Consider the following 26,035-nt stretch of genomic DNA (forward strand, 5'->3'; position numbering starts at 1 on the left):
GGAAAATGAACAAAATTACAAGTAGAAATACTTTACCCAATTAATGTTTTAAAATCGATCGGGTCAAGCAATGGCAAAGGAGAAATAATAATGTTTATCGATGATGAAGAACTGAGAATTATTTTTAAATCAGCCAGTGAGGAACATTTACAAAAATTAGAAGAGGGGTTATTAAAATTAGAAAAAAATCCGCACGATCGCGCAAATTTAGAAGAACTTATGCGGGAAGCACATAGTCTCAAAGGCGATGCTGGAATGTTGGGATTAAAAGATATTTCCACTCTTGCCCATCAATTAGAGCATATTTTAGGTACAATCAAGCGAGATGAAGCAGAATTATCGCCTGATGTTAGCGATCGACTTTATCAAGGATTAGATGCCATTAGCCAATTAATAGCCGAAGCAGTTGAAGGTACTCCAGCGCACATCGATGCCTTTCATGTTTTAGCATACATGATGGGAGGAAATAGCCCAGAAACTTCTCCTAATACAACAGAAAATCATCCATTATCAGAAGCAGAAACTAACGAAGAAGAACCCTTATCTGTACAGCAAATAAGAGAAAATTTACCAGAGTCAGAAACTACAATTACTGCAACTGATGTAGAAATAATTTACCCAGAAGTAGAAGATCCACCAAACGTTAACACCCCAAATCTTACATCTGATGCAGTTACCAGCAAAGAAATAAAAAAAATAAATTTTACCATTTCTTCAATTTCAGAAAACTCTCCAGAATCACTAAAAGAAACAACTAACAAAACCTCCACCGAACAAACTTACCGAATTGAAAGCGTTAGAGTAGAAACTCGCCATTTAGACTCCCTAATGACTCAAGCAGGTGAACTTACAGTCACCAAAATTCGGGTTAATCATCGACTAGCAGAAATTGAAGAAATCGCTAACTTATGTGAAGAATATAGTCGCATTCGCTCCCAAACTTCGAGAATAACAATCAAAACAGAATCAGCATCAATAGCATTTTTCTCTTCTGCTGCTTCTCTATTCTCTTTGCCGAAAAGTTCTGATTTAGTACTGAGAAAAGACTTATCTCAATCTACAGAAAAATTTCTAGAGAGACTGGGAACGTTAGTTAAGAAATTACGCAGTTCCCTTTATGAAGATGTCCAAAGATTAGAAGTAATTTCTGATGAACTTTCTGATGGAATTAGAACTCTGCGACTGTTACCATTAGCGACTATTTTTAATTTATTTCCGCGCATGGTACGCGACTTAGCTAAACAACAAGGTAAAGAAATTAATTTTATTATTGAAGGAGGCGAAACTAAAGCCGATAAACGCATCATTGAAGAAATGAAAGACCCTTTGATGCACATGATTCGTAATTGTGTCGATCACGGAATAGAAACTGTAGAAGAAAGATGTCGTCTCGGTAAGTCTCCTCAAGGAACTATTATATTGCGAGCTAAACAAACAACTACTAACGTAGTAATAGAAGTTATCGATGATGGTAGCGGATTAGATTTGGAAAAAATCAAACAAACAGCATTAAAACGGCGTGTTTGTCGGGAAGAAGAACTAAGTACAATGACACCATCCCAAATTCAATCTTTAATTTTTACACCCGGATTTTCTACTCGAACTTTTGTTACTGAAGTTTCAGGTAGGGGTGTAGGTTTAGATGTGGCGCGGACTAATGTAGAACATTTGAAAGGCAATATCCAAGTTGAATCTAATTTCGGCATGGGTTGTACAATTCGGATGTTGTTACCCACAACTTTAGCGACAGCGCACGTATTAATTGTTTCAGTCGATAATATTTCTTATGCAATTCCTGTGGAATATGTGATGATGGCGCGGTTAATTACACAGGAAGATATTTTTCCTATAGAAGGTCAAGATACAATTGTTGTAGATTCTCAACCTATTTCTGTGACTCATTTAGCTGATTTATTAGAAATAAATCATCAGCAGGGATGGGGAACGCTTCCGCTTCAGTACGCAACGACAAATTCACAACATTTGCCTTGTATCATTATTAAAGTAGGAGATGCTACTTTGGGATTAATTGTAGACGCATTGCTGGACGAACAGGATGTCATGCTCAAACCTCAAGGTAAATTGCTCAAGCGGGTGCGGAATGTTTCTGGAGCAACTATTTTGGGTACTGGGGAAGTTTGTATGGTGTTAAATCCTCAAGATTTGATTAAATCTGTGCGTAAGCAAGCGGTGTCAAAAGTTGCGAGACGAGTTGTAAAATCTCTACCTACAACTGAGCGGAAACAAGTAATTTTGTTGGTAGAAGATTCGATCGCCATTCGTACCCAAGAAAAACGTATCCTAGAAGGAGCAGGTTATGAAGTCGTAACTGCTGTAGATGGCATGGATGCACTTAGTAAATTAAAATCTCGCTCTTATGATGCTATAGTCTCTGACATTCAAATGCCGAATTTAGATGGTTTATCGCTTGCCGCTAAAATTCGCCAACATAAAGAATATAGCGAAATACCAATTATTTTAGTAACTTCCTTAGCCAGCGATGAAGATAAAAAAAGGGGTGCAGAAGCAGGTGCTAATGCCTATATTACCAAAGGCACTTTTAACCAACAGGTGTTATTAGATACTCTCAGAAGACTCGTTTAATAGTCGTTAGTCATCGGTGATTAGTCATGAGTAAAAAGACGAATAACAAATGACAAATGATGAATGACGAATGATAAATGACAAATGAACAAAATGCCAATTAGAGTTTTATTAGTTGAAGATTCGCCCGTAGCTTTAGTAATCCTAAAACGCATTTTAGCCGCATCTCCAGATATTGAAGTTGTCGGAACTGCTCGTCATGGTCGAGAAGCTTTAGAATTAATTCCTAAACTTCAACCACAGGTCATTTGTACGGATTACCATATGCCACAAATGAATGGGTTAGAATTTACTGAAGAAGTAATGATGCGCTTTCCTAGACCAATTTTGGTAATTAGTGCTTCTGTGCAAGCAGAAGATACTCAAACTATTTTTAAAATGCTGAATGCAGGTGCGGTTGATGTGTTTCCTAAACCTCGCTCTCCGTCGATTGAAGAATATGAATTGCTAAAACAGGAGTTAATTAGCAAAATTAAAATTCTTTCTGGTGTGACTGTATTTACTAGATATCGACGCAATAGTAATCTTACAATACCAGTCGATCGCACTACGCGCACCGTAATAACAAATCGTCAACCATTTAAGTCGGAAACTAAAACAAACCTTCCTAATTCTCAACCTCCAGCAATTAATTTGTTATCTCAAAAGCATAGTTCAAAACCTAAAATTGTTTCTATTGGTGCTTCTACTGGAGGCCCACAAGCACTCAATACTATTCTCTCTCAATTACCGATAAATTTTCCCTTACCAATCCTTTGCGTACAACATATAAGTGAGGGATTTTTGCAGGGTTTAGTAGATTGGTTAGAATCGGAATGTCAGCTACCAGTAAAAATTGCTAAGTTTGGCGAAATACCGCAACCTGGAGTCATTTATTTTCCTCCTGAAGGTAGACATTTAGAATTAGATAATTTCGGCAGATTTCTCTGTACTAATTCGTCGCCTGTTTCTGGTCATCGTCCTTCAGTCACCGTTACTTTTGCTTCTGTAGCTAAATGTTATGGCGCAGCAAATATTGCGGTTTTGTTAACAGGTATGGGTCGTGATGGTGCTGATGGAATGTTAGCGATCGCCCAAGCAGGAGGCATAACTATCGCTCAAAATGAAGCTAGTTGTGTAGTGTTTGGAATGCCAAAAGAAGCGATCGCTTTAGGTGCTGCAAAACATATTCTCCCAGTTAATGAAATTGCCGGAATGTTACTTAAGCAAGTGAAAATTACAAACTGGTAATAACTGGTATAGTAAGCTGTCACGCATTTAAATCACTTATTAAGATTGCAGGGGAGCAGGGGGGCAGGGGGGCAGGGGAGAGAATTAGACGAATTTTCTTCTGTTTCCAAACAATCCAATTTAAATGCGGAACAGCTTATCAATTCACCAATAGCATAACTTTGTCCTTTTATTTGCAAATTACAATAAATTAATAAATCTAATTATTTTTTAATAAAAAAACGGTTCATAAAAGTTAAAGTAATTAGAAAGAATAAAAATTATCTCTTAACCGGATCTTTAACAAAATGTACGTGCTTTTTAACCTTTAACAGCTAAATTCAAGCGTGCTTAATAAAGCCAATCCTACAACCGCAGACATTATCAACGCCAATAACGAATTTATTGGTCAAGATAGTGGCGATGTTTTTGCATTACTCAAATTAGGATATAACTTCGATGGAACTCAAACACCAGTAGTACAACGTAAAGATGACCCTGCTAACAGTAACCCAATTTTCTCGGTTCCTAACTTTTATGGCGCTCATGGTTATGACCCGACATTAAATGAAATGAAGGCAATTTTTTATGCAGCAGGACCAGATATTGGTAAATTAAATTTGTCACAGGTTCGCAATATCGATGTTGCACCCACAATTAATCAATTGTTGGGTGTGAATTCTACTGAAACAGTACAAGGAAACGCAATTAATCTTCAACCAAAAACTATGACAGAACTGAAAGGATTTGCACTTTTACCCGCCGATACATTTGCTGGTGGCCCACCATCAGGAGCGCAAGCATCCGGTTTAGGAGGTCCCTTCGCCGCCCAACCAGTACAGGGATTTAGTGGAGTACAATTTGCCGATCGAGATTCCTACTGGTTTATGCCAGATAATGGTTTTGGATCTAAGGCAAATAGTCCTGATTATCTATTACGAATTTATCGTCTCGATCCTGGATTTAGGGGTGTGGGAAATGGTAATGGATCGGTTAACGTTGAGGAGTTTATTTCCCTCTCCGACCCGGATAGAAAAATTCCCTTCTCAATAGTTAATGAAAATACGCCACAGCGGTTATTAACTGGTGCTGATTTTGATATTGAATCTTTTGTTTTTGACAAAGATGGCACGATTTGGATCGGTGAAGAGTTTGGGCCGTATTTGTTGCACTTCGATCGCACTGGCAAACTATTAGAAGCGCCCATTGCTACACCAAAATTTGAGCGAGTCAATTCTTTAACTGGGGAAATACCAATTGTCATCGGACACCGAGGCGCAAGCGGTTATCGTCCAGAGCATACTTTGGCAGCTTACGAATTAGCTATTGACATGGGGGCCGATTATATTGAACCAGATTTGGTGATTACCAAAGATGGTGTTTTAATAGCCCGCCATGAAAATGATATTACTGGGACTACCGATGTTGCCGATCGTCCAGAATTCGCCAATCGGAGAACCACAAAAGTAGTAGATGGTCAATCAATAACAGGTTGGTTTGCTGAAGATTTTACCCTGGCAGAATTGAAGACTTTAAGAGCGAAAGAAAGATTATCTTTCCGCGACCAAAGTTTTAACGGACAGTTCCAAATTCCCACACTTCAAGAAGTAATTGATTTAGCTAAACGCAAGAGTGCGGAAACTGGCAGAACGATCGGGATTTATCCAGAAACAAAACACCCAACTTTCTTTCAATCTATTGGCTTGCCTCTAGAAGACCGCCTAGTAGATATTCTCAACAAAAACGGTTACATCGGGCCAGATGCACCTGTATATATTCAGTCGTTTGAAGTAGCCAATCTAAAATACTTGAGAACGAAAACTCAAGTACCTTTAGTTCAGTTACTTGACGCGATCGATGTTGGGCCAGATGGCAGATTAATTGAAACCAAACCTTACGATTTTGTCGTCAGTGGCGACCCCCGCACTTATGGGGATTTAAGAACTCCACAAGGATTAGCAGAAATTGCTACTTATGCCGATGGAATTGGCCCTTGGAAGCGGATGATCGTGTCAGTTGATGCTAACAATCAGACATTACCTCCTACTACTTTAGTCCAAGACGCTCATGCCGCAGGTTTACTCGTTCATCCTTACACTTTCCGCAATGAACCTGTTTATTTAGCAGCAAATTATAACGGTAATCCAGATGCAGAATACGACCAGTTTTATCGGCTGGGTGTAGATGGATTATTTAGCGATTTTTCTGATACTGCGGTTAACGAACGCCAAGATTTGTTAGTGACAGATGTAGTACGATCGCCTGACAATCCTGATGTATTAGCTGGCAGAGCAACAGCTAATCTCGGACGTTCCAGAGGTTACGAAGGATTAGCAATCAATCCCCAAAAAACTAAATTATACGCGCTTTTAGAAGGCCCGGTAACTGGCGATCCCCAAGATGCTCTACGGATTAATTCCTTTGATTTAGAAAAGAATCAATTCCGAGGAAGTGTCGGATTCTATCGCATGGAAGCGGCAGGTAATTCGATCGGAGATTTCACCGTTATTAATGAAAACGAATACCTCGTCATTGAACGCGATCAAAATCAAGGAGATGCAGCGCGACTCAAGAAAATTTACAAAATCGATCTGTCGCGCAAAGATGCAAATGGCTATGTAGCTAAAGAAGAAGTAGCCGACTTACTAAATATCCAAGATCCAAACGATTTGAATCGCGATGGTAGCAGAACTTTTCGCTTTCCTTTTGTCACGATCGAAGATGTTTTGGTAGTTGACCGCAATACGATTTTAGTTGCCAATGACAATAACTACAGAGGTGGTGCTGGTCGTCCACCAGCGCCAGATCAAAACGAATTTTTGCTACTGCAATTAGATAGACCTCTGAATGTAGATGCGCGAGTTGGAATCGGCGCTGTACCAGCGGGATTAAGTACCGATCGATCTTTCCAAGGACTATTTGACGCGAAATATTATCTAGCAACTTACTCAGATGTTGCTGATGGAGTAGCTAAAGGTTTGTTTAAAAGCGCCTTCGATCATTTCGCGCAATTTGGCATCGACGAAGGACGCAATCCCAGTTCCCTATTTGCCTTGGGTTATCTATCAGAAAATCCCGACATTGCCAGGGCAGTTACTAGCGGTACATTTAAAAGTGGATTCGCTCACTTTCTGCAATTTGGCTACAAAGAACAGCGCAGCGTTAGTAACGAATTCCAACAGTTTTTTAGTGATAGTTATTATCTGGCTAACAATTCGGATGTGGCTGCGGAAGTTCAAGCAGGGAGATACAAAAGTTCGCTCGAACATTACATCAAAGCAGGTTTAGCAGAAGGACGTGCTTCTAGTGCCAGTTACGCCACATTTAACGAATTTTATCTAGCAGCTAACCTCGATGTTGCTCAAGCAGTAAGACAAGGCGCTTTCAGAAGTGGAATGCAACACTTGATGCAATATGGGCTCACAGAAGGAAGGGAACAATTAACTCAATTCAATAACATTTTGAGTAATTTTAATGCTGACTATTATGCTCAGCGTTATCAGGATGTAGCAGATGCAGTTTCTCAAGGCAGAATTAGCAGTGCGTTAACTCATTTTATTAGGTTTGGATTGAGTGAAGGTCGGATTCCTAATGCTCAATTCAATGGCTACTTACGAGATAACCCAGATGTGGCATTTTTGGTTTCCCAAGGTAGATACAGCAGCGGCTTTCAATATTATCTAAATGTCGGTTACAGAGAAGGACGTAATTCCAATACAGTTGACTACACCGAAAATGCTAGAGGCGTAGATGTTAACTTAGCCACCGGGATTGCTAAAGCAAACCAAACTACAACAGTTTCCTTCGATAATTTGCCTGCTTTGGCACAAACAGCTGCCGGACAAACTATTAATTTGGGTGGATTTTCTGGATTAACTTATGAAGGAAAAGCTGCTAACGGTAACTTGAGGTTTATTACTCATACCGATCGCGGCCCCAACGCCGAACCAACAACTATTAACGGCGTTAGCGTTCGTCCTTTCCCCATACCTAGTTTTCAACCTAGTTGGATGCGATTTGAAGTAAATCCAAACACAGGAAATATCGCCAATTTCCAACGAATTGGTCTGACTAATAAAGATGGTAAACCTCTCACAGGATTGCCGAATTTACAAGGTACATCTGGACTGGCTAACAGCGATGAAGTACCTGTAGATGTGTTTGGAAATACTCTCGATCGCGACCCATTTGGAGTTGATTTAGAAGGAATTACTCGCGCTGATAATGGCACTTATTGGATGGTGGAAGAATATCGTCCTTCTATCTTAAATTTTGACAGCAATGGCAAGTTAATTGAACGTTATGTACCCAGAGGCGCTAACGCTTCTGGAGTAGTCACAGGTGTAGAAGCATTACCCAGCGTTTACGCTCAACGTCGTAACAACCGAGGTTTTGAAGCTGTTGCTTTCCAAAATGGCAAAGTCTACGCTTTCATCCAAAGTGGCATTGACAATCCTGATGTAGCAAATGACAGCAATTCTCGCAATTCTTTGAACCTGAGAATTTTGGAATTCGATCCTAATACTAAGACTACAACTGCTGAATATCTCTATCGGCTCGAAAGTCTAACTAACGATAAAATTGGCGATGCTGTATCTCTAGGTAATGGCAAATTCTTAGTAGTTGAACGGGACGATCTTTCGGGTGCGGGAGCTTTCAAGAAAGTTTACCAAATTGACTTGAATGGAGCCACAAATTTAAGTACCGCAGATTTAAGTAGATTACCTGCGGGTAAAACAATTGAAACAGCCACTCTTAGCGAATTAACCGCAGCCGGAATTCGACCAGTTGGCAAACAATTGTATGTTGATTTAATTGCTGCTGGTTACGATCCGGGTGCTGATGCCAAAGTTGAAGGTTTGACTTTAGTTGATGGTAATACGATCGCTGTTGTCAATGACAACGATTTCGGCATCGGTGGCGCAACTTTGAACCCGACCACAGGTATTTTAACCTCCAACAATTCCAACCTGAAACCACTTTTAGGCATCGTTACTACCAACACCCAACAAAGCAATATCAGCAATGTGAATAATGTTACTGGCAGTGCTTTCAACGATCGATTGGTAGGTAATAGCAACTCCAATGTGATCGAAGGTGGAAATGGTAGAGATACGCTGACAGGTGGAGGCGGTGTAGATGTTTTCTACTACATCTCTCCCGCAGAAGGCGGCGATACAATTACCGATTTCAGTAGCGACGATCGAATTTATCTGAGTGCGGCTGGATTCCTAGATGGCTTGAATGCTGGTGGTCTTTTATACAACACAACTAGTGGTGTGTTGAGCTTTGACCCCGATGGTACAGGATCGCAAACACCGATCGCGATCGCTACTTTATCCGGTACACCTGCTTTAACTGCTGGTCAAATTTTCATCGTTTAGATTGAGGCTGGGAATAGGTAGTGGGTATTAAGAATCTACCCGCTACCTATTCCCTATTCACCAATAAAAACTGGAATTTCTAATACAAATTCTGCTCCTTTCCCAGGTGCAGAATTGCATCTTAATTGACCACCATGTTTTTCCGCTACAATCTGATAGCTAATTGATAACCCTAATCCAGTACCTTTCCCTACAGGTTTAGTAGTAAAAAATGGGTCAAACAAACGTTTTCTCACTTCTTCGCTCATTCCCAGGCCGTTATCACTAATACTCACTACTACTAGGTGAAAATTATTAACTTCTGGTAAGTAATTACCATCTGATAAAGCATTTTCCTCTGCTAACAACTGACTTTCAGAATGGTTTTTAACTACTGAAGTGCGGATCGTAATTTTTCTTGTTTCTGGAACATTTTCTAAGGCATCGATCGCATTACTAATAATGTTCATGAACACTTGATTAAGTTGTCCAGCGTAACATTCTATTAAAGGTAATTCGCCATATTCTTTAATTACTTGGATTTCTGGTTTACCTTGTCCACCTTTTAAACGGCTTTGTAAAATTAGCAGAGTATTATCAATTCCCTCATGAATATTTACAGGTTTCTTTTCTGCTTCATCTAAACGAGAAAAGTTTCTTAAAGATAGGACGATTTGCCGAATTCGTTCTGTACCAACCTGCATGGAAGCTAATAATTTTGGTAAGTCTTCTTTTAGAAATTCCAAATCAATATTTTCCGCTTCTTCGGTAATTTCCGGTACAGGATTTGGATAATATTGCTGATATAAACGTAACAATCCTAAAAGGTCGGCAATATAACCATTGGCGTGGTCTAAATTGCCATAAATAAAGTTAACGGGATTGTTAATTTCATGGGCAATACCTGCTACCATTTGCCCTAAGCTGGACATTTTTTCTGTATGTACTAATTGGGCTTCTGTTTGTTTGAGATTTTGTAGAGCATGACTCAGTTGTTGGGCTTGACTTTGGGCGGCAAAAGCAGCGGCGCGAGTTTGGGCGAAAAGTTCGGCTTGATCGATCGCGATCGCTAACTGATCCACCACAGCTTTGAGCAATTCAACTTCGCTATTACTCCAAGGTCGAGCACCACTACAATGGCTACATACCACTGCACCTAATTGACCAGAATGGGTTTGTAAAGGAATTAATAATTGGGAAGTAATACCAAAACTATTTAACAGCGATCGGGTTTGCTCGTCTAAATTAGTTTCTTTATTAATATTGTCAATGCGAATTGCTTCTAAATTCAAAATCTTTTTCGCTAAACTCGTAATTTTTTCACTAGGATAATCACCCAAAGAACTAGGTAAATCAGGATGACAAGCCTCATGAGTGACAGTTAAACTTGGTTTTTCTGGGTGAGGCCAACACCATAAAAAATGACAGCGATCGATTTGCAATAAACTGCGAATTTCATGCACCGCAATTCCCAAAATTGTATCCAAATCTAAGGATTTCCGAATTTGACTTGCTAATCTAAACAGCAAACTTTCTCGGCGGGAAAGTAATTCCGATCGCGCCCAAGTGCGGTCGATCGCTATAGCGATCGCATTAGCCATCCACTCCAACATAGTATTTGTTTCTTCGCTGATAGTTTGGCGATTAGAAAACGCCATCACACCTACTAAACGATCCTCCACAATTAAAGGATAAGCAGCAAAAGCTTTCAGCAAAGAACAGCTACAAGTCCCCATTTTTTGCAGCCATAATCTCACACCCAAAGGGTCTTTAGTTTGAATTTTATTATTCAAGTAAGGTTGATGAGTTTGAGTAATACAATCAATAATTGAAGTATCAGGATGTAGCCAATTACAAGCTTGTAGTTCTTCCCTTTCTTCAGTAAAACATTGTTTATTCGACTGAGAAAAAGCACAGTTTGCCGCAAAAGCAACCGCTTGCAATTGCAAATTTTCTGCTCCTGGGTTGACTGTCCAAATGCAAGCACTGGCAGCATCCAGATGGTCTACCATTATTTGCGTACAACGGTTGAGAATGTCGAGTAAATTACCACCTTGCCCTAAACTAATACCAATTTGGGCACTAAAAATAGAGAGGCGCGATCGTTCCATTAACATCGCCTCTGCTTGTTTCCTCGCTGTCACATCCCGTAAATAAATTATTAACCCATCCTCATAAGGACAAACTCTCACCTCTAACCAAATACCTAGCGGTAAGTAAAACTCTTCAAAATGAGCCGTTGTCTTTTGCGCTACAACTCTCTGGCATTCTGTCAATAAATTTGAATCTTCTAACCCAGGAATTTCGCGCCAAAAAATTTTCCCCAATAACTCTTCTTTAGAGTAAAGAAAAATCTGCTCGGCTCTAGAGTTTAAATAGGTAATTTGCCACTGGCGATCGAGAGCAATAATAGCATCAGTAATGCTTTCAAATATTTTTAGTACATCCCAAGGTGCTTGTGATGGCATGGACTTAACCTTTATTAATTGATTACCTTGGACGCATAATTGATTACGTAACTCAAGTATACTCACAACCTGACGACCTAAAGCTTGAAATGCGCGATAAACTTGCCTAGAAATTTCTCGCGGTACATAATCCATTACACATAAAGTACCCAAAATTATGCCTTGAGTTGTCACTAAGGGAACCGCAGCATAAAATCTAATTTGGGGACTTAGCTGTACTGCTCGTTCCCTGGCAAACCTGCGATCGACCAAGGTATCTGAAATCACTAGTAAGTCAGTTTGACAGGTAGTAAAAGTACAAAACTCTTCACATTGTTCTGCTTCATTCGTACTCAAACCAAATGTTGATTTAAGTAACAATTTTTTACCTTTGAGTAACCAAATTACAGCAATTGGAGTTTGGCAGATGTCAGCTGCTAAACTAGTCAGGTCATCAAAATTAGCCTCAGAGTTATTGTCAGTTTCACAGTGGTTCAGGGTTAAATGATACTTCAGTGCTGTCTGACTCCCTGACAATGCTTTCATCTTTTCTACTCCATTTAATGTATAAAATTAACCTATCTATAGTTCAGTATGCTAATCCATGTTAAAGAGTTTTTATTTTTCTTACCTCGATCGTCCGCTTACTAAATTTTTTATATTTATTTTAGATAAGGTTCTCCAAAGCTTTTTAGGAGTAAAACTTTAGCTAAACTACCAATTTTAACGTTTGTCCTTTGCATAAATTAACTAAATCTATTTATTATCATGCCCGTCAAGAATTCCCGTAACACCATATCGTGGTCTTAAATTTATTGTAATAAATCTTGCTATTACTTTTAAATTAAATTTAATCTTTCTTTAGGTGATTTTACAAAATTTCATATTTTATCTTTTTATAATTTATGTTTAGTGTAATCATATTAAATAATCAACTACAATTGTAGATAAATAATACTAAGGTTTGCTTGGGAAACGAGTTAAAGTTGTGCTATAACCATCAACTCGAAGACGGGAGATAGAGGTTATGTCTTCAAATTTAGGTAAGATTTCCACAGTGCTAACGGTGGATGATAGCGTCGTCATGCAAGAGATGATTAAAAGAGCTTTGGGGCGAGATTATCGGGTAATAGTAGCTAGTAATGCAGTTGACGCTTTAGCACTGATTTACCATGAGAAAATCTCCGTATTATTACTAGATGTCTCAATGCCTGGAATCGATGGATTAGAATTTTGCCGAACAGTACGTAATTTGCCGCAATTCCGCGATTTACCAATAATTATGTTAACGGCAAGAGACAAGCTTTTTGATAAGGTGCAAGGACGTTTAGCAGGTGCTACGGAATATTTAACTAAACCATTTGATGCTCATCAATTACAACAATTAGTGGAAAAGTTCATTAATGAAAATGTAGCAGCAGAAGTACCAGGAGAAGCTTAATCTGATTATTTAGTTAGCCAAATTAAGCTGCCTTAAATTAGGATAAATAGGAAAATTTTTAAATACTCCATCAAATGCAAAATTTATTCAGGTTAAGTTTGTATTTTGGCAAGGGTAAGATATTTCTTGGTACTACTATTTTTGCTGAAGTAATTCCCGAACAGCGCGTAATCCTGAATCATTAGGAAGCGAGCTAGAATGCACTTGTTTTAGCCAGTTAGCTGCTTCCCAAAGTTCCATTTTATGGTACTTACATAAATAGGCAATACAAACTGTTGGGGAACGTTCAATTCCGGCTAAACAATGGACGAAAATGGGGCTATTATTCTGGATATTTTGGTGAACAATATCTACAGCTTCGGCTAGTTGTTCTGCTGTCATTTCTGTGGTGTAATGTCGATCGGGCAAAACCACCCGAAAACATTGGAAATTCTGGGTAATTTCCTCTGGTAAAACTCCCTCTTGTTCGCTACAAAGGGAAAGTACCGTTTTAATATTAGCTTTGCTCAATTTTTCTCCGTCACCTGCTTGAGGTAATCTCCCAATTGCTAGTTTGCGTGGAATCACCCAATCTACAGAAACCGGGTTAGTTTTAGTAGTTGTATTATCAGTAGTAGATTGGGATTCAATTCCTAATAACTTTTTGAATTGATTAATCATTGATTATCCTAAAATTCCTTTTATAAAAAAGTTAAAAATTCTTCGGGAACCAGCTTTAATTCCCCTAACTTAAACTTTTTAATTTCTACCCAAAGAGCAGTTTTTTGGCGTTTTTTCTCATTAAAATTAATACTTTCTAATTGATAAAACTTATGGTCAACAAAATCGCATTCATAGATGAATAAAATTTCATGACCCTGCTTACCATTGAAAGTAAAAATGCTTTCCAAGCAGCCTAAATATTTGATATTGGTTAATTCTGCTTGAATTTCTTCATAAAATTCACGTTTTAAGGCTGCTTCGCTGGTTTCGCCGAATTCCACCCCACCACCCATAGCGCGATAGAAGTTTTCTTTTTTGTCAGGGTCAAAGCCTTGAGACAGAAAAACCCGATCGCGAGAATCGCAAATTATCCCTAAAGCTAGAACCCGAATTTCACCCTCTTTGAGCATAAGTTTAGTTAGTTGTCGTAAACACTAGCTTCCCGTTGTCTGGTGACAGGCCAATCTTTGTTTTCGCCTCCAATAAATAAAGTTTCAATCGTGACATACTCCTTACTCAATTGTTGCAGAGCATTGAGCAAAATATCAAGAGCGATCGCATCACTAGTTCCCAAATCAAACCAGCAACGCCCCCAAGTTCCCTGATATTCCACCTCACTCATATTGTGCATCAAAGCCATAAAACTTTCATCAGCTACACTTTGGTCATAATCCATATAACCGATATCTATCCCAGTATCTTGAACTTGCAAATTTTCTGCATTAAAACCGCCCAATTTTCCCAACAAAAACCAGGAATCAAAAACTTCTTCAATGTATTGTTTTTCCTTGGGACTAGGAACAGTAGGAAACTCTAACCAAATCCATAAATCAAAAGGATCGAACTCTCTAAATTCTATTTTCATTGCTTTAATCTCAACTAATCTAACTTTGGTAATTGACTCAAACTTGGCCCCCATTTTCCTGTCATGGCTCTGACTTGATTTCGGATGGCGCTGCAATTACGTTTGTTTTGTTCGGTGCGACCATCGATCGTATTTTGACTCTTGCATTGTTCCCGGACAATTTGCGCCACCATTTCTTTAGGTAATTGTTCCGAATTAGCCAAAGCTGACTGAAAATACTTTTGCGCCTCTTTGTCTTTCTTGGCATCAACTAAAATCTGTGCCTTTAAATAGTTTAACTCTGGATTGTTGGGAGTTTCCTGCAAAGCGCGATCGACATATTCCTGTGCTTGCTGATATTGTTTTAAATCCCGACGACCCACAGCAATTCCCCGATAAGCTAAATAACTAGGAGCCGCTTTTTCCAAACGTTGAATTGCCAATTCAGGATTAGAAAAAGGTAAATTTACCGAAATCAGTAAATCTAACCAACCTTTGAGCAAATTAAACTCTTTATCCTCCGGTGCAATCTTTTCCGCCTCATCTAAATTGCGGTAAACCTCCTGTAATTTACCTAAAGCTTCCGTCGCGCCGCTGAGCGTTCCCTTCTCCGTAACTACCGCAGCTGCATCCAACCCATGACCAACAGCTAGGTAGAGGTTTCCGCGTAAGGGGTCAGTAGCCTTAAGTTTCTCCGCAGTTTCACGGGTTTTAGCAGCGTAAGATTTAAAAGAATCCAACAAAGTCTGATTTTTCTTATCACCTTGCCAATCAGTGTAAACCATAGAAGCTTTCATCGCATAAATCAGAGGTTCATTAGGTTCTTGCGCTTCTGCTTCCGGCAAATAAATTTCTGTTGCTGCTTTGTAATTTCCATCACGAAACACGGCATTAAAAGCTTTTTCAGTTTTTTCCCCAATCGGTTTAGGGTTAGTGGCGCGGAAAGGGTCTCCTGCCAAAGCCAAGTTTACCGATAAACTGAGAGCGATCGTCAACGAACCGATGAGCGATCGACCCTTCCAAGATGATAACCCGCCCACAGCAAAAATTTTCTTAGGAGTAGAAAACATCTCTCTCATCACCTCATTTGCTCTAAACCATAATTCTGATAATGCCAAACCCAAGACGCTAAGTTAGATCATACTGTTCCTACGAGTGAGCAGAGGAGCTTTCGGGGCAGAGAAGAATTTAAAACTTAAAACTCTCCAACTCTTCCTAACTCAAAATTCAAAACTCAAAACTCAAAACTGCCCCAGTCCCCCTTATGCCACAATGATGACAGAATGGTTCATATTTTTTACTGAATGCTCTATCTTCGAGAACTTAGTTATCATCCCGCAGCTACCCCAGCACCGATTTTAAAATCCATTAACTTGGAATTAGCACCACAGCAAATGGGGTTAGTAATCGGGCCTAGTGGTTCCGGCAAAAGTACCTTATTAGAAGTGTTAGCTGGATTAAGTGAAACCACATCTGGCAGAGTATTATGGCGAGATCAGGAATTGACACCTGAACATTTGCAACAATTGGCTGGATTAGTCTTTCAGTTTCCCGAACGCTATTTCTGTGGCAGTACTATTTTGGAAGAATTGCGCTTGGGACATCCAGAATTAGGTTCCCAGCGAGTTCAGGAAGCACTGACAGAAGTAGGATTAGCACATTTATCATTAGGTACTTCCCCAAATTCTTTAAGTGGGGGACAACAGCGACGCTTGGCGTTAGCAGTGCAATTAATTCGTCAGCCACATTTATTATTGTTGGATGAACCGACAGCTGGGTTAGATTGGTCGATGCGTCGTCAATTGGTGAATTTGTTAGAAAAATTAAAGAAACATTTAAGTTTATTTGTTGTTACTCACGATGCGGGAGATTTGTTAACAATAGCCGATCGCTGCTGGACATTAAATCACGGCGAATTAATCCCCGTTGACCCAGCTACACTGAGAACGGGAGACTCCAAAAGCAGGAGTACCGAGGAACAAGGCGGAACAATTACCGTTAAGTAAGCAATGACTAACTCAATAGAAACACCACAACTACCAGAGATGTTGGAACTCTGGCAGAAAACATTAAATTGGCAACCTAGCAGTCAAGAATTAAGCCAATTTCAATTACTTTATCAGTTAATTCTTCAAGGAAATCGCCAACTAAATTTAACGCGAATTACTGAACCGACTGATTTTTGGGAAAAACATCTTTGGGATTCTTTGCGAGGAATTTCCCAATTTTTGGGTAAGACACCGATTCCTAAGTTTAAAGTAATTGATATTGGCACTGGTGCGGGTTTTCCGGGAATACCTATTGCGATTACTCAACCTTATTGGCGGGTAACTTTGCTCGATTCTACTCAGAAGAAATTGACTTTTTTAGAAAATCTAATCTTAAAAATGGAAATTCACAATGCTAAAACTTTAACGGGTCGGGCGGAAGAATTGGGCAAGCAATCTCAATATAGAGAAGTTTATGATATTGCTGTAATTCGTGCAGTTGGATCGGCTTTAGTTTGTGCGGAATATGCTTTGCCATTTTTGAAAGTTGGGGGATTGGCAATTCTTTATCGTGGTAATTGGACGGAGGAAGAAGCGACGGATGTGCGATCGACTTTATTGAGTTTGGGAGGTACGATCGAACTAATCGATCCTTTTACCACCCCAATTAGTAACAGCATTCGTCATTGTTTGCATTTGCGAAAAATGTCGCCCACACCAGCAAAATTTCCACGTCCGACAGGTATCACAACACAAAAACCGCTTTAAAAATTACAGCTACCAACCAAAAACTTTCCCTTTATTTAGGTTGCTTACTGATTAGGTAAAAGGTAAGCAAAAGTTTGAGTTTTCTTCAATTCTTGCCAATTAGTTACAGATTCAGAGTTTGGTGGCTTTGTTCCTTTTTTTAAGATTACAGCTTTTGCTCCGGTTTTTTGTAAAGCTTGGAAAATCCGATCGCGAGTAGCTTCATCCTGTTGCCAAAAATATTCTGCTTTGGGAATTTCCGCCACAATTTCCACCTTGGCTAATCTTGCCCAGTAATATTTCTTGTATCCTAGATGTGCTACTTTATCGCCCGGTTGAATTCCCAAATCTTTTAAACCTTCAGCAATTTCCCAATAAATATGCTGAGGTTGATGGAGAACATGATTGAAATCTTCTAGTAGTTGATTGGAAAACTTGCCACCAAATACGATAAAAATTCCCAGAGTCATCCCAATTAGCAATCTTTTCACTTCCTGAGAATTGGGAAGATGTATACTCGACAAAGTAGCAGTAAATAAAAGCACTATGAATGGAGCAAGGTAGCGAGTATCTAAAGGTTTAAGATGTGGCAAATCCGTTACTACCATGTAAATCATTAGTCCTGCTATTGCGGGAGTAAACAATCTCCAATTTGCTACTAAATCTTTCCTAGACCTAGAAATTGAACCACCAATACAAGCGAGGATTAAATATCCAAACACCAAAACAGCTAAAAACAGGTTGTAGTAATGTTTGAGATTAGAAAAAACAACTTTTATTTGTTTTAAAATGTCGAATTTCGGTTGTAATCCATCATTCCAATATGAAGGATCGTACCAAATTGGGTAAGTCACATTTAAGTGATTATCAAACTCATAAACAGAAGGATTATTAAAGATTTTTCTGGGGGGATTTTTGGGTATACCGCTATTAGGTGGATCTCCTCGCCAATAATGATCTTTTGCCTTTGGACTAATGTACCAAGCGTAACTTAGCTTTCCGGCTTCACCAATTGTCAGGCGACCTTTTTGTAAGGAAATTGCACTGATAAAAGGAGTCGTTATTAAGGCGAAAATCAATAGGGCGACTAAAGTTTTAGGTATGGCTTGGCGCATCTTTCCCACAGAAAATAAGGCGATAGTAAGAAAGACAAAAGCTAGGGGAAACATTACTGATTTAGATAAATAACCAATCCCAAGAACTACCCCTAAAATGACGAAATTACGCCAAGAACTTGATTTGGTGTGTATCCGTAGAACGATCGCCGCAGCCAAGTAAACAACTCCGGCTGTAAACATATCTGGCGTATCACATTCTACACCAATCCACCTTAAAGAAGACCAAATGAATAGAGTATATCCCCAAATTAACCATACCCATTCAGGAATCAGAAAAGTTTCTTGAGAAGATTTGGACAATGATTTAGCTTTATAGCCAGAGATTACTGTAGATAACAGAAATTCAAAACAAGCCAAGGAAAACAAATAAATTAGAAAATTGGCAAGCTTAACAGTGGGAAACTCCCAATAAGAGGATGGTTTGAAAATGAAGAAAAATAACCCAAGTATCCAAGAATAAAGGGGACTCCAATTACCATTGATAGCTGCTTGCCAATCACCACGCAAGTAGGCATCTGCTACATCAATATAGGAAATGCTGTCTTCTGAGAAAACAGTGAAACGATTTGCCCACGCTTGAACGGCACCCAGTAATATAGCTATCAGCCAACATATCAACTTTACGATCGGTTGTTTTCTTTGACTAAAAGAAGTCGCTTGTGGCTTCTTAATAGTCTTTGTTGGCAAAGTATTGGTTGATCTGACCATTGGCATTTCACTTTTGTAGAAAAGTAGATGAATTCAACAATTACTACATTTTTATACCGCAAAAATCGGATTTATAGCTAAATATTTGTAATCACAAAAATTATTACTGGTAACAAATAGCACTGTAACAAAAGTTACAAAAACCCTTATAATTTGAATAATCAAGTTTAAACAAGACTTAAATCAAGGCTGGAACGAAGTTAGTTATACGTAAGCTCTCTTTTATAGAGTAAATTTGGGTATAAATAATAGCTACTAGGGCAATTTATCGTTTAGGATAAGAGTGAAGACGGTGCAACAAGGTTGACCAATATCTCGATCGGTAAATTTATTATTTTTAAAACGCTTATTCTTAAGGAAGCCGTTTAACTTATTATTTATCTAACAACTAATGTGCTTCTGCTAAGAAAGTTAGAATCTATCTGCGGATCGATGAAATGATTACTGTTGTAAAATTTGGCGCAACTGAGAAGACTCTTCTAGGCTTTTTTCTACGCCTTCTATTTCAATGTCTTTAATGTAGTTGATTTTTATTTCTTCGAGCATATCTATTAGTAATTTTTCAATTTCTTGGAGATTATGCTTTTTCTGTAATTCTTCTTCTAGAGCTTTTTCAAAGTTGGTAAATAGCTGGGAGACGAGTTTGGCTACTTCGGGGTCTTCAATGGCGGCTTTGAGTACTTTATAACTTGTTTGGGAGAGGTCTTTGGCTATGTTTTCTGCTAGTTGATTGGGGAATTTATTGACTCCGGGAATGTTTTGTAGTTGTTGGTAAACGGGGGATTGGTTTAGGGCGCTTTTAATGATGTATTGTAGTAAGGCTTCGACATCGGTTTGAACTTGGGGAAGTACGTCATAGACGCTGACATAAATTAAGCGGGATGCGATCGCTCTCACTTCATTAGTATTATTAATATCAATATAAGGACGGCGGCTTTCTGAGTTAAACATCCAGTTTGCCACAGTACCTTGGTTAATAGAATTTTGCATTCCATCAATCATTCTTACTCCGACAACTTCCGTCATTTCTTGAGCAAAATTAGCAATAAAATCTCGGTTTATTTGTCTCCTAAAAGGTTTTAAATTGACTAATTCTGATTGATTGAGGCGAACTAATACGGGAATTACCCTTAACCATCGCCAAAAAGGTAAAAGTAAGAAAAGATCGTACCAACGCCTGAGCATGGCTTCCAACCAAGAGAGGTTAGGTTCGCGACGGCTAATAGAAAAAATCCGTACTAAGTAATCGAAAGCAAATAAAATGATAAAGGGTAAGTCAATTTTCCAGAATCGATCGACAAATTTACTATTAGTATCAATATGTCGATAATAATTAGTTTCAATTAGAGGACGAATTGAGGAATTAAAAAAGTTAATTTCTGATGTCCATCCAACTTGGGAGAAATATGCCGAACTCCAAAAACTATTAAAAGCTTGATGAGCAGAATTTTTAGCTAATCGATCGCGCATCAAGTTCTTAATCTTCTCCAAAGAACCACTTTTATTCGCGATCGCAAAAGGATTATCTTCAATTGCTTGATTACTCAACAACCGTAACTCAGCTAAAGTTGTTTCCACTTCCGGCGACTGCAAACCTTCCGCTGCTACCAATGCTTCTAATCGATCTACTTCTTTAAGGTAATTCTGCGTATCTCTATGCGGTTCAATTCCCTTTACTGGGTCATAAAATTGAGTAACTTCGGGAAAGTGATGGAAGTAAAAGTCACGCCAAGAAATATAACTGAGATCGAAAAAAACCAAAAGTAAATTCACTAAGGCAACAATGGCAAGAATGCGTTGCAACCAAAGGAAACGACGCGGAGATTGTTTGAGAGTGAGAGTAGAAGTCATAGCCCAGTTTAAAAAATCCCCAACCTAAAGAGTATCGCACTCTCAACCTGCTTTTTGCTTTTCCTAAATAACCTTAGCAGAATTCAGACAATTTACTGCTTGTTTTACAGAGACTTTTGTGTAATTCTCTTATGTATGCTACTTAATACTGTATTCCTACTTGTTTACCGTAGTTTATATAGAAGGGAGTTAGATAGATGGGATATAGTCGTCTTTTAGAGTTGGTACGGCGGCGCTTTAGTAAATTAGGGACTCAAACAAAGTTAAGACGTTGGTTCCAATTGCCTTTTGTCCGTATTCTGACTTTGTTGTTAGCTTTCGGTTTGAGTTTAGGTTGGGTATTGCAGTCTCACCCAGCAGTTAGTCAACAATCGGGAAATGCACAAATTACCTTAGTTTCCTTTGCAGTGACCAAATCTGCATACGATCGCATCATTCCCAAATTTGTCGCCAAGTGGAAAAAGGAAACAGGTCAGAATGTCACCTTTACACAAAGCTACGGCGGTTCAGGTTCGCAAACTCGTGCGGTGATTGATGGTTTGGAGGCTGATGTTGTACACTTAGCCTTGGCGTTAGATACCGATCGCATTCAAAAAGCAGGTTTGATTCAACCAGGATGGGAAGGTGAATTACCGAATAATTCGATCGTCAGCCGATCGGTAGTAGCATTAGTAACTAAACCAGGCAATCCTAAAGGCATCAAAGGTTGGCAAGATTTAGCCAAAAATGGTGTGAGTGTAATTACTGCTAATCCCAAAACTTCTGGTGTAGCGCGTTGGAACTTCCTAGCTTTGTGGGGTTCAGTAGTGAAAACAGGGGGAAACGAACAAGCAGCACGTAACTTTGTCACCCAAGTTTATAAGAATGTACCCGTTTTGCCCAGAGATGCCCGGGAAGCGTCAGACGTTTTTTATAAGCAGGGACAAGGGGATGTGTTGTTGAACTATGAAAATGAAATTCTCTTGGCAAAACAACAAGGTGAAACCGAACCTTACATTATTCCTCAAGTCAACATTTCGATCGACAACCCTGTAGCTGTAGTTGATAAAAATGTAGACAAACACAAAAATCGTAAGGTAGTAGAAGCGTTTGTCAAATACCTTTTTACTCCCGAAGCTCAAACAGATTTTGCACAAGTAGGTTTTCGACCAGTTAATACAAACGTAGCCGCACAATTTAGTAGCAAATTCCCTAGAATTGGCAACTTATTTACAGTTAGTCAACTGGGAGGTTGGAATGGCACCCAAACTCAGTTTTTCGCTGATGGCGCTTTGTTCGATCAAATTCAAGCTACGATCGGAAAGAGATAATCTAAAGTAAGTTTTTGGTAGTAGGTAGTGGCATTCCTACTACCCAGGTACCAGCCGCAATCTTAAAATAACTACCAACTAAAATTATTGATTTGGTAAACAACTATAATGTAAGCGTTAAACTCCTGTATCACCATGACAATGAGTATTTAGACTGGAACGATCTGATGCCGCTTCTATGCAAAGATTAACAAAGTCGTTATTTATTCAAGCTGTCATCGGGTTCATTGCTACCCTGTGATTGCTTAATTAACTAAAAGTCATGGTGAAGGTACCTCAAAAGGAAACACAGGAGTTTATGAAAATTGGCGATCGCATTCGAGTGAAGCAGTCAGTCATTGTTTACCATCATCCCCAACATAAGGGTGAAGCCTTTGATATCAAGGGTTTAGAAGGAGAAATTGTCGCGATCATACATGAGTGGCAAGGTAGACCTGTGAGTGCTAACCTTCCTATACAGGTCAAATTTGACAAAAAATTCAAAGCTCATTTCCGCGAAAATGAGGTTGAACTAGTAGAATAGCGCAGTGGAGCAGAAATCATTGAGCCTTCTGCCTTTTAGCACTAGCGCCGACCTCTGAGGAACCAACTAAAAATCGATAGTTCACCTCGCATTTGCTCTAACTCTTGTCGGTGGCGCTCCGCTGTCATGTAATACCATTGACAGTAGCGCTCAAACTCTTGGCGATATTGTACTTCCCGGTAAAACTCTCCGCTCACCTGCTGAATAGCAAACACTTCGTCTGCTGGTGGTGGCGGAGTAGGAATAATAAGTCTTAATTCTTCTGACATAAAGGTTAGGGGGTAAATTCCAATCTAAAATTTAAAATTGCTACAACCAGCCTCGCAGTCGGTAGATTATAATCCCGATATACTCTTTTAAAGCACGAGTACTATAAGCTAATCTTCCTACATCAGGGAGAAGATTTAGTATTACGTTTTGCCAGGTAGTTTCTTCCGAGTCTATTTCTATAGTAATAAAATCGGTGGGAGCAGGGATGGCATTTATGCCTTGACGTTTAAAAATGGCAAGCGATCGCGGCGTATGAAGTGCGGAAGTCACCAACAAAACCCGCCGTTCTATGCCTTGGGAATCGAGAATTTTGCGGACATTAACAGCATTTTCATAGGTATTTAAAGAAGTTGGATCTTCAAGAATTGCTGTCTTGGGAACTCCCATAGATTGAGCCAATTCTGCCATATCTTTAGACTCAGGAGCGCCTGTATTTTTCCAATCAATGCGTCCCCCACTCAAGATCAGTTTTGGCGCTTTGCCATCCCGATATAATTTAGCGCCATAGAGGATGCGATCGCCCTCATCGCTAACTTCCACCCAAGGACGGGGGGGTACTTTTGGCATAACCGCACCTCCCAAAACCACAATAGCTGCTGCTTTTGGTAACTCACCTTGGGGAATATTTTGCCATTCCAAAGACCTAATCAAAGCGCCAGAAACCCAAGCATTACTGAAGAAAAATAAAATAATCAACGCTAGAGAAGTTAACCCTGCCGACCATTTTGATCGCCACCAAATCATAATGAAAGCTACAATCAGCAACAGGCAACTTAGTCCCAAAGGGTAAATAAAAACTGGCAGTAACTTAGAGAGAAATAAAAACATTTTCACCTTAAATTTAACGACGTTTTTTACGACGACGACGAGGATTTTTCCAGAAAAACCAGCTTTCTTTAGGTTGACGACGATACCTTTTTATTGGTCGTTTCTTAGTTTTCTTTTCCTCTTTATCTCGCTTAAGTTCAGCTAAATCAGAAGAAATATTTTGTTCGTTAGGTAACTCTTTGCTTTCCCATCCTGTAATTATCCAACCTATAGCTATTCCAGCGATAATTGCTAAAGCCAAACTCCAAATTAAAGGTTTTCCCAGTAACAAGAAAGCTACCAAGAAAAACAGAGAAATCTTAAGTGCAGATTTAGGAATCTTATCTAGTATCGAACTCCTCCCTTTCTTCTCCCTGTGTCCTTTGCGCCTCTGGGGTTACTAAAAAAATTTCCCAAGTAAAGGGAAAAGCTAAAACTTACCTTTCCCCTTTAAGTATTTCTCTAGTTTAATTGTGCTGCCAAATCCTGGGTAGTATCCAAAGTTTTCACAAAAACTTTTTCTTCTTCTGTGAAACTCTCCGCACTAGCCAATTGACTGGTTAATAAGTTAGCAGTAGCATCAGAGACATCGCCCGTGCGGGAGTTAAGACGATCGCGCAAAATTTCCTCCGGTGCAGAGCAGTGTAAAATCTGTAAAGGTAAGTGATGTTTTTGTGCTGCGGCGATTACAGGTTTTCTGAGGGATTGGCGATCGTATTTAGCATCCAAAATCACCCCATAACCCGCCGAAGCCAGCAAAATTCCCAACTCCAACAATCTATCATAAGTTCTTTCCGTCATTTCAGGACTATATAATTCATCCCCTCCTCTTTCCGACAAAGGTACACCAGCCAAATGTTTTCTTACCGCATCAGAACGAATATGAATAGCATTACTTAGTCGAGCAACTTTTTTCGCAACTGTACTCTTCCCAGAACCCGAAACACCCGACATCATAACTAAACTTCCCTGCCCCAGTTTAGTACAATCCAAAGCCATTTTATAATACTGACTAGCAGTAACTTTAGCTTGCTCTTTATCAGCCACAGGAACACCCGGATCGTCTAACAGAAAAGAAGTAATTTTCCCCCGAACATAAGCTTGACGACTCACATACAAAGGCAAAACTTGTAAACCTTCCCAATCACCACTTTCTTCCAAGTAAGTATTTAAATAAACATTAGCCAAATCAGGACGATTTCCCACTAAAAAATTCATTACCCCAAAAGCGACATCATACATTACATCAACAAATCGGAACGGTTCATTAAATTCAATGCAATCAAACAAGAGAATTTTGTCATGCCACAAACAAATATTTCCTAAATGTAAATCTCCGTGACATTCCCGAATCCAACGATTTTTAATTCTATTAGTTAAAAGCTCTTGTTTAGTAGCAAAGAAATTATCTGTAAACTCTTTAGTACCATCAAATTGCTCTTGAGTTTGTGCTATTCCAATATATTTTGCTGTTTGTTCGTAATTTTCATCAAAAGCCTGACGAACTTTAGCAACTTCTCCAAAAGAAAGAATATATTCATTTGTTGGACATTTACTATGAAATTGTGCCACCAATCTCCCCAAATCTTCCACCATTTCTTCCGTTAGTTTCCCCTGATGAAACAAGTTAATCAAGAGATTATCTTGAGGAAACTGGCACATTTTCAAAGTATATTCAACCGCTTCACCACTTCCGCCCAATTCAAAGTTTTGCTCTTTTTGAGCGATCGGCAAAACCTCCAGATAAATTTCCGCCGCACCACGTTTATTCATTGCCAATTCTTGACGGCAAAAATGCTCTCGTAACTCCAAAGTTGAGTAATTCAAGAATCCAAAATTAACAGCTTTTTTCACTTTATAAGCATAGTCTCCCGTCAATAAAACATAAGAAACATGAGTTTGAATTAACTTAATTGGTTCCTGTACTGGATGAGGATAAAATCCAGACTTTAACATTTCTTGAATTACCGGAGACAGATTAGTTTCAGTCATTTTTTACCTACAAATTACAACTCAAAAACTTTGTGCGAAGCGTGATAACGTAACGCACCATTCATTCATATTTACAACTTTATAAGGTGCGTCAGAAAAGCTAAACCCTCT

19 protein-coding genes are annotated in these 26,035 nt (G+C 39.1%); 8 read left to right on the plus strand and 11 right to left on the minus strand.

Features of this window, described 5'->3' with window-relative positions:
• The first annotated feature begins 90 nt into the window (after positions 1–90).
• The 3 genes from ACE1CA_RS09755 (at position 91) to ACE1CA_RS09765 (ending at position 9,197) form a co-directional block, all read left to right on the plus strand.
• On the plus strand, positions 91–2,604 hold the full coding sequence (locus ACE1CA_RS09755; RefSeq protein WP_413276345.1) for a hybrid sensor histidine kinase/response regulator: 2,514 nt from the start codon (positions 91–93) through the stop codon (positions 2,602–2,604).
• Positions 2,605–2,688: 84 nt separating this feature from the next.
• On the plus strand, positions 2,689–3,834 hold the full coding sequence (cheB, locus tag ACE1CA_RS09760) for a chemotaxis-specific protein-glutamate methyltransferase CheB (RefSeq protein WP_459563566.1): 1,146 nt from the start codon (positions 2,689–2,691) through the stop codon (positions 3,832–3,834).
• Positions 3,835–4,160: 326 nt separating this feature from the next.
• Entirely contained in the window at positions 4,161–9,197 is a 5,037-nt protein-coding gene (locus ACE1CA_RS09765; protein WP_413276346.1) for an esterase-like activity of phytase family protein, read from the plus strand.
• Between the two features lie 53 nt (positions 9,198–9,250).
• Here the strand turns inward: ACE1CA_RS09765 and ACE1CA_RS09770 are convergent, their stop codons facing one another.
• A complete protein-coding gene (locus ACE1CA_RS09770; RefSeq protein ID WP_413276347.1) occupies positions 9,251–12,169 on the minus strand; it encodes a GAF domain-containing protein in 2,919 nt (972 codons plus the stop codon).
• Between the two features lie 481 nt (positions 12,170–12,650).
• On the opposite strand from ACE1CA_RS09770, the gene ACE1CA_RS09775 reads away from it, so the two are divergent.
• Positions 12,651–13,064 (plus strand): response regulator, encoded by a 414-nt coding sequence (locus ACE1CA_RS09775; RefSeq protein WP_413276348.1) that lies wholly within the window; start codon positions 12,651–12,653, stop codon positions 13,062–13,064.
• A 135-nt stretch (positions 13,065–13,199) separates the two neighbouring features.
• Here the strand turns inward: ACE1CA_RS09775 and ACE1CA_RS09780 are convergent, their stop codons facing one another.
• From ACE1CA_RS09780 to ACE1CA_RS09795, 4 genes are read right to left on the minus strand one after another with little or no spacing between them, the layout of a single operon-like run.
• The gene (locus tag ACE1CA_RS09780; protein WP_413276349.1) at positions 13,200–13,724 is read right to left on the minus strand and encodes a dual specificity protein phosphatase family protein; all 525 of its coding nucleotides are present in this window, start codon (positions 13,722–13,724) and stop codon (positions 13,200–13,202) included.
• A gap of 20 nt (positions 13,725–13,744) precedes the next feature.
• Complete coding sequence (locus ACE1CA_RS09785; RefSeq protein ID WP_413276350.1) at positions 13,745–14,176, minus strand: NUDIX hydrolase; 432 nt, start codon at positions 14,174–14,176, stop codon at positions 13,745–13,747.
• An 8-nt stretch (positions 14,177–14,184) separates the two neighbouring features.
• Positions 14,185–14,631, minus strand: coding sequence for a DUF3531 family protein (locus ACE1CA_RS09790; RefSeq protein WP_413276351.1), 447 nt, complete (start codon positions 14,629–14,631; stop codon positions 14,185–14,187).
• Positions 14,632–14,645: 14 nt separating this feature from the next.
• Positions 14,646–15,680 carry a Sll0314/Alr1548 family TPR repeat-containing protein gene (locus tag ACE1CA_RS09795; RefSeq protein WP_413276352.1) on the minus strand — a complete coding sequence of 345 codons (1,035 nt, stop codon included), beginning with the start codon at positions 15,678–15,680 and terminating at the stop codon, positions 14,646–14,648.
• Positions 15,681–15,914: 234 nt separating this feature from the next.
• Between ACE1CA_RS09795 and ACE1CA_RS09800 the strand changes: the two genes are divergently transcribed.
• Positions 15,915–16,616, plus strand: coding sequence for an ABC transporter ATP-binding protein (locus tag ACE1CA_RS09800; RefSeq protein ID WP_413276353.1), 702 nt, complete (start codon positions 15,915–15,917; stop codon positions 16,614–16,616).
• Positions 16,617–16,619: 3 nt separating this feature from the next.
• Complete coding sequence (rsmG, locus tag ACE1CA_RS09805) at positions 16,620–17,366, plus strand: 16S rRNA (guanine(527)-N(7))-methyltransferase RsmG (RefSeq protein WP_413276354.1); 747 nt, start codon at positions 16,620–16,622, stop codon at positions 17,364–17,366.
• 44 nt (positions 17,367–17,410) lie between these two features.
• On the opposite strand, the gene ACE1CA_RS09810 is transcribed toward rsmG, so the two are convergent.
• Complete coding sequence (locus ACE1CA_RS09810) at positions 17,411–19,171, minus strand: glycosyltransferase family 39 protein (RefSeq protein ID WP_413276355.1); 1,761 nt, start codon at positions 19,169–19,171, stop codon at positions 17,411–17,413.
• 441 nt (positions 19,172–19,612) lie between these two features.
• On the minus strand, positions 19,613–21,022 hold the full coding sequence (locus ACE1CA_RS09815) for a hypothetical protein (protein WP_413276356.1): 1,410 nt from the start codon (positions 21,020–21,022) through the stop codon (positions 19,613–19,615).
• Positions 21,023–21,219: 197 nt separating this feature from the next.
• Here ACE1CA_RS09815 and ACE1CA_RS09820 point away from each other — a divergent pair, with 197 nt between their 5' ends.
• Both ACE1CA_RS09820 and ACE1CA_RS09825 read left to right on the plus strand, forming a co-directional pair.
• Positions 21,220–22,332: a sulfate ABC transporter substrate-binding protein gene (locus tag ACE1CA_RS09820; protein WP_413276357.1), complete on the plus strand. Its 1,113-nt coding sequence runs from the start codon at positions 21,220–21,222 to the stop codon at positions 22,330–22,332.
• Positions 22,333–22,630: 298 nt separating this feature from the next.
• Complete coding sequence (locus ACE1CA_RS09825) at positions 22,631–22,855, plus strand: ferredoxin-thioredoxin reductase variable chain (protein ID WP_413276459.1); 225 nt, start codon at positions 22,631–22,633, stop codon at positions 22,853–22,855.
• Between the two features lie 41 nt (positions 22,856–22,896).
• Here the strand turns inward: ACE1CA_RS09825 and ACE1CA_RS09830 are convergent, their stop codons facing one another.
• The 4 genes from ACE1CA_RS09830 to ACE1CA_RS09845 all read right to left on the minus strand — a co-directional run bounded on the left by ACE1CA_RS09830 (position 22,897) and on the right by ACE1CA_RS09845 (position 25,924).
• On the minus strand, positions 22,897–23,124 hold the full coding sequence (locus ACE1CA_RS09830; protein WP_413276358.1) for a hypothetical protein: 228 nt from the start codon (positions 23,122–23,124) through the stop codon (positions 22,897–22,899).
• Positions 23,125–23,164: 40 nt separating this feature from the next.
• Entirely contained in the window at positions 23,165–23,953 is a 789-nt protein-coding gene (locus ACE1CA_RS09835) for a YdcF family protein (RefSeq protein ID WP_413276359.1), read from the minus strand.
• 13 nt (positions 23,954–23,966) lie between these two features.
• Positions 23,967–24,224 carry a hypothetical protein gene (locus ACE1CA_RS09840; protein WP_486517735.1) on the minus strand — a complete coding sequence of 86 codons (258 nt, stop codon included), beginning with the start codon at positions 24,222–24,224 and terminating at the stop codon, positions 23,967–23,969.
• 170 nt (positions 24,225–24,394) lie between these two features.
• Positions 24,395–25,924, minus strand: coding sequence for a bifunctional aminoglycoside phosphotransferase/ATP-binding protein (locus ACE1CA_RS09845; protein WP_413276361.1), 1,530 nt, complete (start codon positions 25,922–25,924; stop codon positions 24,395–24,397).
• Between the last annotated feature and the right edge of the window lie 111 nt (positions 25,925–26,035).

This window comes from Floridaenema evergladense BLCC-F167 (assembly GCF_041929205.2).
Taxonomy (GTDB): domain Bacteria; phylum Cyanobacteriota; class Cyanobacteriia; order Cyanobacteriales; family Aerosakkonemataceae; genus Floridanema; species Floridanema evergladense.